Origin of the sequence: Pseudomonas sp. JUb42, from assembly GCF_024807945.1 — a bacterium.
Taxonomy (GTDB): Bacteria; Pseudomonadota; Gammaproteobacteria; order Pseudomonadales; family Pseudomonadaceae; genus Aquipseudomonas.
On sequence record NZ_JANUFD010000007.1, the window covers coordinates 385,988 to 400,007 of the forward strand.

Sequence of the window (14,020 nt, forward strand, 5' to 3'; positions counted from 1 at the left end):
TCGAACAGACCCGGCGCGGCAGCAGCCTGCCACGCCCGAATACCTACTGATGAGGCCCGCATGAGCGACTCCCTTGACCTCAGCCTGGATGGTGTAGAACGCCGTTCACTGTCTGACTTCACCGAACAGGCCTACCTCAACTACTCCATGTACGTGATCATGGACCGGGCCTTGCCGCATATCGGCGACGGCCTCAAGCCGGTGCAGCGCCGCATCATCTACGCCATGAGCGAGCTGGGCCTGGACGCTGACTCCAAGCACAAGAAATCGGCGCGTACCGTCGGCGACGTGCTCGGCAAGTTCCACCCCCACGGCGACTCGGCCTGCTATGAAGCCATGGTGCTGATGGCGCAGCCGTTCAGCTATCGCTACACACTGGTCGACGGCCAGGGTAACTGGGGTGCGCCGGATGATCCGAAGTCCTTCGCCGCCATGCGTTACACCGAGGCGCGCCTGTCGCGCTATTCCGAAGTGCTGCTCAGCGAGCTGGGGCAAGGTACGGCGGATTGGGTGCCCAACTTCGACGGCACGCTTGATGAGCCAGCGGTATTGCCTGCGCGCCTGCCCAATATCCTGCTCAACGGCACCACCGGTATCGCCGTGGGTATGGCCACTGACGTGCCGCCGCACAACCTGCGCGAAGTGGCCACCGCCTGTGTGCGCCTGCTCGACGAGCCCAAGGCTACGGTCGAGCAGCTGGTTGAGCATATCCAGGGCCCGGACTATCCGACCGAAGCGGAGATCATCACCCCGCGTGCCGATCTGCTGAAGATGTACGAAACCGGCAAGGGCTCGGTGCGCATGCGTGCCGTGTACCACGTTGAAGATGGCGACATCATCGTCACCTCGCTGCCGCACCAGGTGTCGGGCGCCAAGGTGCTTGAGCAGATTGCCGCGCTGATGCAGGCCAAACCGTCCAAGGCGCCGCAGGTGGCCGACCTGCGCGACGAGTCTGACCACGAGAACCCATGCCGCATTGTGATCATTCCGGTAAACAGCCGGGTTGATCACGAAGCGCTGATGCAGCACCTGTTTGCCACGACTGATCTGGAGTCCAGCTACCGGGTCAACATCAATATCATTGGCCTGGACGGCAAGCCGCAGCTGAAAAATCTGCGTGCATTGTTGGTCGAATGGCTGGAATTCCGCGTGCTGACCGTGCGTCGCCGCCTTCAATTCCGCCTCGATAAGGTCGAGCGTCGCCTGCACCTGTTGGACGGCTTGCTGATTGCCTACCTCAACCTGGATGAAGTGATCCATATCATCCGCACTGAGGAGCATCCGCGTGCCCGCCTGATTGAGCGTTTCGAGCTGAGCGAAATTCAGGCCGACTACATCCTCGATACCCGCTTGCGCCAATTGGCCCGTCTCGAAGAGATGAAGCTGCGCAATGAGCAGGACGAGCTGAACAAAGAGCGGGCCAAACTGATGGCTCTGCTGGGCAGCGAAGCCAAGCTCAAGAAGCTGGTGCGCACCGAACTGATCAAGGACGCCGAGACTTATGGTGATGATCGCCGTTCGCCTATCGTTGAGCGTGCTGAAGCCAAGGCCATGACGGAACATGACCTGCTGCCTAACGAGAAAGTGACCGTCGTGCTGTCGGAAAAAGGCTGGGTTCGCTCGGCCAAAGGCCACGATATCGACGCGACCGGGCTGTCCTACAAGGCCGGTGATGGCTACAAGACTGCAGCAATGGGGCGTTCCAACCAGTTTGCGGTGTTTATCGACTCCACCGGGCGCAGCTATTCCCTGGCGGCCCACACCCTACCATCGGCACGGGGCCAGGGCGAGCCGTTAACTGGCAAGCTGCAACCACCGCCGGGCGCCACCTTCGAATGCGTGCTGCTGCCGGACGACGACGCGCTGTATGTGATCGCTTCCGACGCGGGTTATGGCTTTGTGGTCAAGGGCGAGGATCTGCAAGCCAAGAACAAGGCCGGCAAGGCGTTGTTGAGCCTGCCGAACGGTGCCAGGGTTATCCTGCCGCGTCCCGTGGCTGACCGCGAGCAGAACTGGCTGGCCGCGGTGACCACCGAAGGTCGTCTGCTGGTATTCAAGATCAGTGACTTGCCGCAGTTGGGTAAGGGCAAGGGCAACAAGATCATTGGCATCCCCGGCGAACGCGTGGCCACTCGTGAAGAGTACGTCACCGATCTGGCGGTGATTCCTGATGGCGCGACCCTGGTTCTGCAGGCGGGCAAGCGAACGCTGTCGCTCAAGCCTGACGATCTGGAACATTACAAGGGCGAACGCGGTCGGCGCGGCAATAAACTGCCCCGAGGCTTCCAGCGCGTTGACGCGCTCTTGGTGGAAATCGCCGGATAATTGCAGATTAGAGCTATCGGTCTTCGTTTTCCTACGAAGATCGGTGCTTAATCGCTGGAGTCACGACGCATATTCACGGATGATATGACGTGATGCGGCACTTCAATGGCTGAGTGCCTGTATGTTTTTTATTCAGTATTTATACACGATGATGGCATTTTAATAGCTATCTGGACGGGACGATGAAACTTTTACGCCTTCCTCTTCTCATGCTGCTGACCAGCGTTCTGGGTCTTGCAGGTTGCAGCATGCATCAACCGACCGCCCTTTATCAGCTCGACAGTGGCGATCCCGGTCAACCGAAAAATACAGGGCTGGCCGTAGTGCTGGGCCCTGTTGCCATCGCTGACTACCTGCAACGCGAAACCCTGCTGCAACGCCAGCCCGATGGCAGCCTGACGGCTTCGCCGGATGGTCGCTGGGCGGGTAGCCTGTCTTCGGACATCGATCAATTGCTGCTGCGACAACTGTCGTGGAAGCTGGACAGCCAGCGGGTGGTCATGGCCCCTGCTGTCGCCAATTTCACCCCGGATGTGCAGGTTGTCCTGTCCATCACTCGCCTGGACTCCGGCGCACAACAGCCCGCTATCCTCGACGCCCAATGGCGCCTGCTGGACCGCAAGGGCCAGGTTCGCGACAGCCGTCTTGTGCACCTGCAGGAAAACCACAACGGTACTTCTGCCTCCCAGGTGAAGGCCCAGGGCATTCTCTTGCAGCGCCTGGCCGATCAGGTCAGCGCGGCGGTCAAGCCAATTGCCTGGCAGCCGGTGGAAGAGCCGAAGAAACCGCCGGTAGCCAAGGCCAAAGAGCCTGAGAAGCCAAAGATGCCGATTGCCTCGCCGATTCGTACTGATCTGGAAGTGTTCAGGTTCTAACAGATTTCAGGCCGCGACTGAATGCCTGTCCCGTGGGAGATCCCGCCCCGTCTATGACGCCGAGCCGAGGCAGGGAGCAAATCTGTGGGAGCGAATTCATTCGCGAAGAGGCCAGTACATTCGACGCATCTTCGTCCCCTGGAACCCCGCTTTCGCGAATGAATTCGCTCCCACGGATCACCATTTGTCGTGAAATAGCACAGACTCGGATGCAACGCAGAGCGCTGAATAGATATAAAGCCCCCAAACAAAAACACCCTGCCTCGGCAGGGTGTTTTTGTTTGGGGGCTTGGCAGGCGGGGAGTATCAGGCCTTGCGTGCTTCGTGCATGCGCGCCAGTTGCCGTTCCAGCATGGACGGGTAGGGCTCCATCAGGCGTTCGACGCAGCAAGCGCCTTCGGGGCTGGCGATGGGGCGGATGCGGGCACGCTGGCGGATCAGGCTGTCGTCGCTGATCTTGCGCTCGACCAGCAGCAGGTTGCGGCTGTGTTGCGACAGGGCCAGGGCATCCTGGGCGGTTTCGGTCAGCAGCAGGTCGATCTGGCTGAGACCGGGCAGACCATCGCCCAGAGTAAGGCCCAGTTGCAGTTGCAAGGTGATGCCGCTGTCAGCGACTTCAATCTGCAACGCATGGCTCAGGGCCCGCAACAGCTCGCCGCAGCAGATGGCGTTGGTCAGATAGTCATCGCCGCTGTCCTGGCTGTGGAACAGCATCAGGGTGCTGCCGTCGTTCAGGGTATGCAGTTCGCTGTCATACAACGACGCGGCCTGGTCGATGCAGTCGCGGTAGCGTTGCAGCAAATCGGTCAGGCGTGCCCGTGGCAGGCGACGCAGCTGATCCTGAGCGCCCAGTTGCACGGCCAGTACGGCGCTGTGACGTGGCTGGGTGTCGACCACGGCGGTGCGCTGCGACTGTACGACCGGCGCTGAGTGATCGCGCAGATCGGCAAACGGATCGTGATCGTCGTCTTCATCTTCGTCGGCGACCAGGGCGCGCGGCACCAGAGGCTTTTGTACCGGGCGCGGCGTCGGCGCTTCATCGAAGCCGGGGTCGCGCAGGTCACGGACTTCAAAGGCCGGTTCGTCGTGCTCATCGGCGTGGCCGAAGTGATCGTCCTCTTCTTCCTCGTACTCGGGTTCCGGCTCAGGCACGGGCTCCGGGGCAGGCGGTGCGAAGGAGGTGCGCAGTTGCCGGGCCAGATCACCGATTTCATCCTGGCGGTCAGTGGCCGGTGTATAGGGGTCGATATCGCGCAGCCACAGACGCAGTTGCAGCAGCGGTGTGGAGATGTGCCGACCCAGACGCAGGCTCAGGGCCAGAGCCAACGCCAGCAGGATACCGGCGAGGATGCCCATGCTTTGCAGGCTGATGGTCATCGGCTGCTGGAACTGACTCATGTCCAGGCTGATGCGCAGATGCCCGGCGATCACGTCCTGGAAGGTGATCTTGATCTCGTACAGCCCCTCGCTTTCGCCCAGCAGGCCGCTTTTCGGGCGCTGTCCGGCTTCGGCGAGGATGCGGTTGTCCACGCTATAGATCGCGGCGTGGGCCACCAGCGGGTTTTTCACCAGGTTGCCCAGCAGCACGTTGAGGCTGAGGATGTCGTTGGACACCAGCAGTTCAGTCGCCGAAGTGGCAGTCTGTGTAGTCAGGGCCTGTCCCAGGGCGTCAGCTTGCTCATGCATGGCCTGCTTGAACTGCAGCCCCATGACACCGGCATAGATCACCAGCGCCAGCGCGACGAGGAAGACGTTATGGCTGGCGATACGCAATGCGATCGGCACTCGACGGTGGCGCAACGCACGGAAGATCAGCAGGAAGAAGTTATCGGTTTTGACGGGCGTGGGCCGGTTCACAGAGCACGGCTCTCTTGGAGAAGTTGCCGCGCAGTATAGCGAGCGACCCAGTAGCGGCAAAGCGCTGCCTGTGCCCGATGGTCACTGAAAGTGGGTAGAATGCGGTTTTTTTCCACTGCGGGGGTGCGCCTTGCGCGAAATTGTCCTGATTAACATCACAGGTGAGGACCGTCCCGGTCTCACCGCAGCCATCACCGGGGTGCTTGCCCAGGGTGGCGTGAACATTCTCGATATTGGTCAGGCAGTGATTCACGACACCTTGTCGTTCGGCATCCTGGTTGAAATTCCGGGCACCGAGCAGGGGTCTTCGGTGCTCAAGGACATTCTGTTCACCGCCTATAAGCTCGATCAGCAGGTGCGGTTCACGGCGGTGTCCGAAGAGGACTATCAGCAATGGGTCGACGGGCAGGGCAAGGCCCGGCATATCGTCACCCTGCTGACCCGCAAAGTGACTGCCGAGCAATTGCAGCGCGTCAGCTCGATCACCGCCAAGTACGGTCTGAATATCGACCAGATCGATCGCCTGTCCGGGCGTATGCCTCTGGATACTCCGGCCGACAAGGGCAAGGGCTGCATCGAGTTTTCCGTGCGCGGCGAGCCGGATGATGCCAAGGCCATGCAGGCGGAATTCCTCAGCGTGGCTCAGGAACTCAATGTCGATATCGCCTTCCAGCAGGATTCGCTGTTCCGTCGCAACCGTCGCCTGGCGGTATTCGACATGGACTCGACCCTGATCGAAGCCGAGGTCATCGACGAGTTGGCCAAGGCTGCTGGTGTGGGCGAGCGGGTCTCGGAGATTACCGAGCGCGCCATGCGTGGCGAGCTGGATTTCCGTGCCAGCTTCAAGGAGCGTCTGGCGCTGCTTAAGGGCCTGGACGTCAGTGTACTCGACGAAATCGGCGCGCAACTGCGCCTGACTGAAGGTGCCGAGACGCTGTTCGCCGAACTCAAGCGCCTGGGCTACAAGACTGCCATTCTGTCCGGCGGCTTCACCTACTTCGCCAAGCAGCTGCAGGCCAAGCTTGGGATCGACTACGTGTTCGCCAATGAGCTGGAAGTGGTGGATGGCAAGTGCACGGGCGTGGCCATTGAGCCGATCGTCGACGCCAAGCGCAAGGCTGACCTGCTGCGGGAATTGGCGCTCAAGGAAGGCCTGAGCCTGGAACAGACCATTGCCGTGGGCGACGGTGCCAACGACCTGCCGATGCTGGCGATTGCCGGTTTGGGCGTGGCATTCCGTGCCAAACCACTGGTCAAGCAGTCGGCCAAGCAGGCGATCTCGACCCTGGGCCTGGACGGGATTCTTTATCTGCTGGGGTTCCGCGATCGCGAAGGGCGGGTCTGATATTGGTTAATCGCGTGGCTGGCCTTGGCTCGTTGGAGCGAGGCTTGCCCGCGAAGGAGTCGGTACATTCCCCGCATTTTCTCGTCTGAAATATTGCTTTCGCGGGCAAGCCTCCCTCTCACGCTGCGTGAGGGAGTGGCATTTAGTACAGGTTTAGAGCGACGTCCACAACGAATCGAATTCCTGTCCCGGACCACTATCGTTGCGCGCTGACTTGGGCGCATCGAAGGTCTGGTATTCGAACTGGTTGTAACTGCCACTGCCTGCGCGACGATGTTGCAGGGCACCGCGGCGTTCTTCGCCGGCGATATTGATCATCACATGGTTGCCTTCCTGGAAAGGCAGGCAGGGCGCGAGGATCGTCGCCGGTTGGCCGATGGCGCGCACTTCCGGCAGTAGCAGGGCGCGCAGGTACTGGCTGTTCTGGCCTTCGCGTACCAGTTGCAGGCCGCACGGCTGAGCAAAGGGTGCGATCAGCTCGACACCCATCTGAGTGCCACCACTGCGCACTTGGCGCACCCAGCGCACCACGGCAACGCTCCAGCCTTGCGCCGTGTCATCCTGAATCCCGATCAGCTCACCGGCCTGCAATTGGTCCGGTACGTCTTTTGGCCACGCCAGGCAGTAGCCGCCAGGGCTGTGGTTGACGATATGCAGATCAAAGTTCTGAAAGCTTTGCTGAGCGTTGGCCGCGGCTTCGCTGCCTTCGGCGTCGTTCTGGTGGTACTGGATTTCTTCGTAGGGCAGCAGCACCTGAGAGGTATTGCCGCGCTGGGTATCGAAGGCGCTCGACCAGGGATCGTCGTCGTGATCCATTAATTCCAGCTTGAATTCGGCCGCCTTGCCTGCTGTAGGCACTTGCAGCATGTCGCTGAAGGACTTCTGCCCGCCGACGTTGTAATGCAGGGCGCTCATGCCGATGCAGACATTCAGCGTGCCCTGGCCCGGCGTGCGCTGGAAAGTGCGTTCGGCGACATCGCCCCAGGCGGCCGCCACATGTTGCAGCAGGTCGGTGGAGAATCCCGGTGGGACCAGCAGCGGTGACTGCGAGCGTTGTTCGGCCGGTAGTTCAAGGTACTGATTGATGGTCGCCGCCAGCGTCAGCGGGTTGAGGCCCAGCAGCTCCGGCCACTGCTCGTCGGGGAACAGCGATTTGTACAGGGGCGGCTTGTCGGCTTTCGGCGACAGCGCAAACAGGCTTTCGCCATCAGCCGGCGATTGCAGCTTGACCATGGCGCTCCAGGGTTCAAGTACATCAGCCAGGCGACCGATGTTGATCTGGCGCATCTGGTTGCAGCGCGAGCAGCCCAGCAGCAGCGCGACGATGTAGGTCTGCTCGATGCTGAGGGTGCGGGTATGGCTGGCCAGGCTGTCGCTGACCGGGGTGTTCTGCAGCTGGTTCTGCCGGGCGATCTGGTAGATCTGGTGCATTTCCAGCCAAAGGCCGTCCTGCACCGGACAGTAGAGCTGGCTGGCGCGGATCAGCGGGCCGTTGAGGCAGTGCAGCGCGCGCTGCATGGCTGTGGTCAGGGCCGGGGCCAGCTCTTTATTGAAGTTCGGCGATAGCCGCTCGATGATCTGCTTGTAGCCAATGGCAAGGTGGTTTTGCAGGGCCTGGCAGAGGTTGGCGACCTTGCGTGGTCGCTCGTCGAGGACGATGGCTTGATTGAGGAAGTGACGTTCCAGGTGCTTGCAGACGAAATACACTTCCGGGCGCAGCAACTCGAGCAGTTGCAGGCGGTTTTCGCTGGAGGTCATCAACTGGTTGAGTTCGCTCAGGCCCTGATAGAGCTGACGAGCGGTTTCGCCGAGGTTTGCTTTGGGCAGCGTGGAGATCCAGCGCTTCAAGTCGCGGGGTATGGCTTCACAGAACGATAGGCTCGACTGCGTTGGCGTAGGAACACGCAGCAACATAGGGAGGCTCAAATTACTCATGTGACAGGCAAACTCCAACTGCTTACAGGCCCGAACGGCGGCTTCAATCAACCGATTAATAGCATTTCCATGAGCGAGTCGATGGAGTCTACGTCAATTAAAAGCAAAGTGTCCTACTACACCGATGATGTCACTTTAGCATTGTCGGTGTTAGACCGCAGCATGGGTAAGGCTTTTACTACGGTCGCGTCCTTGTTTCGAGCTGTCCAGGCAGGGAAGGGTGAGCATCTTATGGATCACCCATTCGCATTCAGACTGACTGGCCTCAAGCCAGTTTCGATGATGCCAGCGCCTGACCCATTTGCACAGGCGCGCCCGCCGACAATTCGTTCAGCCAACTGACCTGGTTCGGGCCGAACAATACGATGGCGGTGGAACCCAGTTTGAAGCGGCCCAGTTCTGCGCCTTTTTCCAGATGAATGGGCGCGCGAGCGGCTTCGTCGTAGCGCACGCTTTTCAGTTCGCGCTTGGGTGGCGTAACCAGGCCGGCCCAGACAGTTTCAATCGAGGCCACGATCATCGCGCCGACCAGCACCACCGCCATCGGCCCATGCTCGGTATCGAACAGACAGGCGACGCGTTCATTACGGGCGAACAGTTCGGGAACGTTTTCGGCGGTGGTCTGGTTGACCGAGAACAGGCGGCCCGGCACGTAGACCATTTCCCGCAGCGTCCCGGCCACCGGCATGTGCACCCGGTGGTAGTCCTTGGGCGACAGGTAAACCGTGGCGAATTCGCCGCCCATGAACGGCGCAGCCAGTGCGGCATCGCCACCGAGCAGTTCCAGGGCGCTGAAGCTGTGGCCCTTGGCCTGGAAGATACGGCCCTGGTCGATGCTGCCCAGCTGGCTGATGGCGCCGTCGGCGGGCGACAGGATTGCGCCGGGCGTCTGGTCCAGCGGCCGCGCGCCAGGCTTCAGGGCGCGGGTGAAAAAGTCATTGAAGTGCTCGTAGGCGGTGAGGTCTTCGACCAGGGCCTGGGACATGTCCACCTGATAGCGCTGGGCAAACCAGCTGGTAAAGGCATTCTTGAACCAGCGCACGCGGCACTCGGCAATACAGCCCGCCAGCCGTGACAGCAGGTGATGGGGCAGGACGTACTGGAAGAAAATAAACAAATTTTGTTTCATCAAATTTCCTAGAGCGTATTCGCAGTGAATTCGGTGTGTCCGGGTTACTTCTCGACTGGAGTATCGGGGTGGTTGCCCCATTCGCCCCATGAGCCCGCATAGCCTTTGACGCGCGGGTAGCCCAGTGCCTTCGCCACCAGATAAGTGAAGCCGGAGCGGTGATGAGTCTGGCAGTGGGTGATGACTTCTTTGTCAGGCGTGATGCCCAGTTGTTGCAGAATTTGCGGCATGTCTTTGCGGATACGCAAGTTGCGCGCCTGATCCATGCCGGCGGTCCATTCGAAATTGACCGCGCCGGGAATGTGGCCACCCTTGGCTGCGAGGACTTTCTCGCCGGAATACTCGGTTGGCCCGCGGGCGTCCCAGATCGCCAGGTCGGCGGCGCCCAGGCGCGACTGCAGGTACTCGCGGGTGGCGGTCGGTTCGTCGTGCAGGGTCAGGGCAACCGGGCCGCCGCCGGGCGCCGGAGTTTCGCTGCTCAGGGGCAGATCCTGGGCCTGCCAGGCCAGCAGGCCGCCGTCCAGATAGTGGTATTTGCTGTGGCCGATGACGTCCAGCATCCAGATGAAACGCCCGGCCCAGCCGCCGCCTTCGTCGTCATAGACCACGTAGACCGCATCCGGGTTATGGCCCAGTTCGCCGAACAGTTCCTGCAACTGCGCCAAGGACGGCAGCAGGCCGGGAGCTGGCGGCTGGCCCAATTGCGTACGTTTGGGATCGACGAAACGCGCCCCTGGCAGATGGCCGGCGGCATAGCGGGCGCTGCTGGTCAGGTCTACCAGAATCAGCTCGGGGGCGTGCAGATGTGGCTGCAAGTCGCTGGGTTCGATTACCAACGGCAAGCTGGAGAAGACTGACATGGGTGCCTCCAGATCATCGAAAAGAGGCGAATTGTACACCAAGCCCTCAGATATCAACTCTTGCGATTGGTAAAGCTGGCCAGGGCGCGTTCGATGCACTGAGTGGTCTTGCCAAAGGCCTGTACGCTGATTTCCGAGAACGGCCCGCCGCCCTGATCGGCGACGATCAACATGATGACTTTGCCGTTATTGGCCACGGACTTGATCAGCCAGTGGTTGCCGTTGAACAGCGCTTTCAGGGAGCCGGGCAACAGCGCCGAGAACTGCGCCTGGTTGGTGGGCGTCAGGCGCAATTGCGTGGGCTGCGCCAGTAAGCGCTGCAGCACGGTACTTTCCTTTATATGCAGCACGGTGCCGCCGACTTCCTTGGGCAGCCCGGCAAACTGATGCACGCGCAGACTGGTACCGGTCTTTTCCATCATCAAGAGCAACACGCGCTGCATGCCGCAGGCCTTGAGGGCGTCGCGGGCACAGATGGTCAGGTGCATGGCGTTGGTGAAGCGGCTCGGCTCGAGCAGCAGTTCGGCGCACAGTTGGCGCCAGTGCTGCAACGCATCGGCGGACGGCGGCGGCGCGGGCAGCAGGCCACGGTGCACGCGGCGGGTGTCCCACGGCCAGATCAGCGCTTCGGCCGGATGCCACAGGCCGGGAGCTGCATGCTGGCGGGCGCTGCTGGCGGCGTTCTGGTGGACTTGTTGCTGGGTCTCGTCCAGGGGCTGTTGCAGATACAGGCAAGTGAGCAATTCCCAGCGCATGCAGTGCGGGCTGTTCCATGCCTGTTGCGCCGACAGCGCCAGGCCGTTGCCGAGCAGGACGGTGTTGGCCGGCTGGTTGAACCAGCGGCGCAGGTTGGGATCGGCGTCCATCAACTGTTGTTGCTGCAAGGGATCGTCGTTTTCCCGAGCAATGCGCAGCGCCTTGACCAGTTCCCGACGCTCGCTGATCAGCAGTCGATAGCCCTGGGTCACCCACAGCGGCAGGCGCCAGGTTTCGGCCAGGGTCAGGCACAGGTCGAGCAGGGCGACGCCAAACAGTTCTTTTTCTACCTTGCGGGCCGGTTCGCCCTTGTGGATAACCCGCAGTTCCCAGTCTTCCAGCAGCTTCGGGTGGGCCAGGGCCATGGGCCAGAGCGGTGCCAGGAACAGCAGGGCGCCCAGGTGAATGTCCTGCCACAAGCGCGCCAGCCGGCTGGCGAACAGGCCATTGGCCTGTTGTGTGGCGTGCTGGCTGATCAGTTGCAGTTGCAGGAAGGCCACCGGGATATCGGCGATCTCCACCGACGGCAGGCGGTTGAGCAGCACTTCGGTGCGCGCCAGGCCCAGGCGGTTGATGGCGATCTCAAGGCTTTCTGCCGGCTCGGTCGTGCCGGTGGTGTGGTGGTTGGCTTCGCGCATGACGCTTAGCACCAGCGCGGGGCTATCCTGCATCATGTCGGCAATGTCGCGCAGTGACCGCCGACTGTCATTCAGCGCACCCTGTACCTTCTTATGATTGGCCGCAGGCACGGGTAGCGCAAGGCTATCCAGGTGCTTGACCCAGGCAGTGAGGTTGTTCGGAACGTCTGTCGAATGCGAGGTTTCTGACGGCATGCAGGAGGCCTGTTTGACGAGTTTTTTTGAGCAATCTGACGGTTGGATTTACTGGCCCCGACTGTGTTGCCTGAGCTTTGGGCCGAGGACCGAACTGGCTTTTCGCCTTAACTGGCTATAGTCTGGCCCAGTTAGGCCGATAAGTAGAAGAAGAGTTTCACGAACTTCCGCATATGTCCCTGAACCCGACTCAGTAAGTACCCTCTACCTATGGCTAAAATAATCGGCATTATTGTGGTTTTCGCGAGTGTGCTCGGCGGCTACGTCCTGTCCCACGGCGCAATCGCAGCATTGGTCCAGCCCTTTGAAGTCCTGATCATCGGCGGTGCGGCGTTCGGCGCATTTCTCCAGGCCAACCCCGGCCATATGACCAAGCTCGTGATCAAGAAGTCGCTGAAAATGTTCAGCAACCGCTTCACTCACGCGTTTTATCTTGAGGTACTCGGCCTGGTCTACGAGATCCTCAACAAGAGCCGACGCGAAGGCATGATGGCCATCGAAGCGGACATCGAAGATGCTGCGGCCAGCCCGATTTTTGCCAAATACCCTGGTGTGCTGAAAGACGAGCGCATGACGGCGTACATGTGCGATTACCTGCGCATCATGTCCTCGGGAAACATGGCCCCCCACGAGCTGGAAGGTCTGTTCGACATGGAATTGCTGAGCATGAAGGAGGAGCTTGAGCATCCTTCCCATGCCATTACCGGCATTGCCGACGGTATGCCCGGTTTCGGTATCGTTGCGGCGGTACTGGGTATTGTGGTGACCATGGCGTCCCTGGGTTCGGGCGACAAGGCAGCCATCGGTATGCACGTAGGTGCGGCACTGGTGGGTACATTCTTCGGTATTCTCGCGGCGTACGGCTTCTTCGGTCCGCTGGCCAACTGCCTGGCCCACGATGCCAAGGAAGAAGTGAACGTCTATGAGGCGATCAAGGCTTCCCTGGTGGCTTCGGCTTCCGGCATGCCGCCTTCGCTGGCTGTGGAGTTTGGTCGCAAGGTTCTTTATCCCGCGCATCGGCCCAGCTTCAGCGAGCTGGAGCAAGCGGTTCGCGGTCGCTGATTTATGGAAAATAATCAGCCGATAATCATCAAGCGCGTCAAGCGCTTCGGGGGCGGGCACCACGGCGGTGCATGGAAAATCGCCTTCGCCGACTTTGCAACGGCGATGATGGCGTTCTTCCTCGTGTTGTGGCTGATGTCCTCGGCCACACCCGAGCAGTTGATCGCCATTGCCGGTTATTTCAAGGACCCGGTCGGTTTCTCCGACAGCGGCTCGCCCTACGTCATCGACCTGGGCGGTTCGCCGGAAATGTCCCCTGACCAGACCCTGAACCCCGAGATCAAGTCCACACCGACCCCGGATAACGTGCCGATTGAGTCGGAGACCGCTGAAGCCAAGGCCGAGGCGCTGGAGCAGGAACGTCTGAAATTGCTGCTGCAGGAATTGCAGAACAAGGTCAACGAGAACCCGCAACTGCAGAAGTTCAAGGACCAGATTCTCTTCGATATCACCACTGATGGCTTGCGTATCCAGATTACCGACGCCGATAACCGGCCGATGTTCGACCTGGGCAGCGCGCGCCTGAAGCCGTATTTCGAAGACATCCTGCTGGCCATGGCTGACACCATCAAAGCGGTGCCGAACAAGATCAGCGTCAGCGGCCATACCGATGCCAAGCCTTATGTGGGCAATGGCGATTATGGCAACTGGGAGTTGTCGGCCAACCGGGCCAACGCGGCGCGTCGGGCGCTGGTGGCGGGTGGCTATCCTGAGCCTCAGGTTGCGCGGGTCGTCGGTTTCGCCTCGTCGGCGCTGTTCGATCGCGAGCATCCGCTGAATCCGGTCAACCGTCGTATCGATATCATTGTGCTGACCAAGAAGGCCCAGCAGCGCATCGAAGGCAGCCTTGGCGGGGAAACTTCTCCGCAGGCCAAGCCGGCCGGTTCTGCGCCGGGTGCAAGTGCGGCACCGGCGCCGCCGGACCCACAGGCCGGGGCGCAACCCCACGAGCTGCGCGAGAAGCTCAACCTGTTCGAGGATGACCCGACCAAGGTCAAGTAAGCGGACATGAAAAAACGCCCCTCGGGGCGTTTTTTTATGGC

Annotated in this window: 9 protein-coding genes and 2 pseudogenes; 5 read left to right on the forward strand and 6 right to left on the reverse strand. The window is 60.8% G+C overall.

Annotation, left to right across the window (positions count from 1 at the left end):
- Positions 1 to 60: 60 nt before the first annotated feature.
- Entirely contained in the window at positions 61 to 2,325 is a 2,265-nt protein-coding gene (parC, locus tag M2401_RS16510) for a DNA topoisomerase IV subunit A (RefSeq protein WP_259104428.1), read from the forward strand.
- 182 nt (positions 2,326 to 2,507) lie between these two features.
- Positions 2,508 to 3,200: a membrane integrity-associated transporter subunit PqiC gene (locus M2401_RS16515; protein ID WP_259104430.1), complete on the forward strand. Its 693-nt coding sequence runs from the start codon at positions 2,508 to 2,510 to the stop codon at positions 3,198 to 3,200.
- 306 nt (positions 3,201 to 3,506) lie between these two features.
- Here M2401_RS16515 and M2401_RS34545 read toward each other — a convergent pair.
- Positions 3,507 to 4,232, reverse strand: a pseudogene (locus M2401_RS34545) (histidine kinase); the annotation flags it as partial.
- Positions 4,233 to 4,309: 77 nt separating this feature from the next.
- Positions 4,310 to 5,057: pseudogene (locus tag M2401_RS34550) on the reverse strand (AhpA/YtjB family protein); the annotation flags it as partial.
- Positions 5,058 to 5,187: 130 nt separating this feature from the next.
- Between M2401_RS34550 and serB the strand changes: the two are divergent.
- Positions 5,188 to 6,402, forward strand: coding sequence for a phosphoserine phosphatase SerB (gene serB / locus M2401_RS16525; RefSeq protein ID WP_259104433.1), 1,215 nt, complete (start codon positions 5,188 to 5,190; stop codon positions 6,400 to 6,402).
- Positions 6,403 to 6,555: 153 nt separating this feature from the next.
- On the opposite strand, the gene M2401_RS16530 is transcribed toward serB, so the two are convergent.
- The 4 genes from M2401_RS16530 to M2401_RS16545 form a co-directional block, all read right to left on the reverse strand.
- Positions 6,556 to 8,337 carry a molecular chaperone gene (locus tag M2401_RS16530; RefSeq protein WP_259104434.1) on the reverse strand — a complete coding sequence of 594 codons (1,782 nt, stop codon included), beginning with the start codon at positions 8,335 to 8,337 and terminating at the stop codon, positions 6,556 to 6,558.
- 265 nt (positions 8,338 to 8,602) lie between these two features.
- Positions 8,603 to 9,466: an archaetidylserine decarboxylase gene (gene asd, locus M2401_RS16535; RefSeq protein WP_259104436.1), complete on the reverse strand. Its 864-nt coding sequence runs from the start codon at positions 9,464 to 9,466 to the stop codon at positions 8,603 to 8,605.
- Positions 9,467 to 9,510: 44 nt separating this feature from the next.
- Complete coding sequence (gene rhdA / locus M2401_RS16540) at positions 9,511 to 10,326, reverse strand: thiosulfate sulfurtransferase (protein WP_259104438.1); 816 nt, start codon at positions 10,324 to 10,326, stop codon at positions 9,511 to 9,513.
- 53 nt (positions 10,327 to 10,379) lie between these two features.
- Positions 10,380 to 11,915 carry an HDOD domain-containing protein gene (locus M2401_RS16545; RefSeq protein ID WP_259104439.1) on the reverse strand — a complete coding sequence of 512 codons (1,536 nt, stop codon included), beginning with the start codon at positions 11,913 to 11,915 and terminating at the stop codon, positions 10,380 to 10,382.
- Positions 11,916 to 12,125: 210 nt separating this feature from the next.
- On the opposite strand from M2401_RS16545, the gene motA reads away from it, so the two are divergent.
- Together motA and motB are read left to right on the forward strand one after the other, a co-directional pair.
- The gene (gene motA, locus M2401_RS16550) at positions 12,126 to 12,977 is read left to right on the forward strand and encodes a flagellar motor stator protein MotA (RefSeq protein ID WP_259104441.1); all 852 of its coding nucleotides are present in this window, start codon (positions 12,126 to 12,128) and stop codon (positions 12,975 to 12,977) included.
- 3 nt (positions 12,978 to 12,980) lie between these two features.
- A complete protein-coding gene (gene motB, locus M2401_RS16555; RefSeq protein WP_259104442.1) occupies positions 12,981 to 13,979 on the forward strand; it encodes a flagellar motor protein MotB in 999 nt (332 codons plus the stop codon).
- Positions 13,980 to 14,020: the final 41 nt, after the last annotated feature.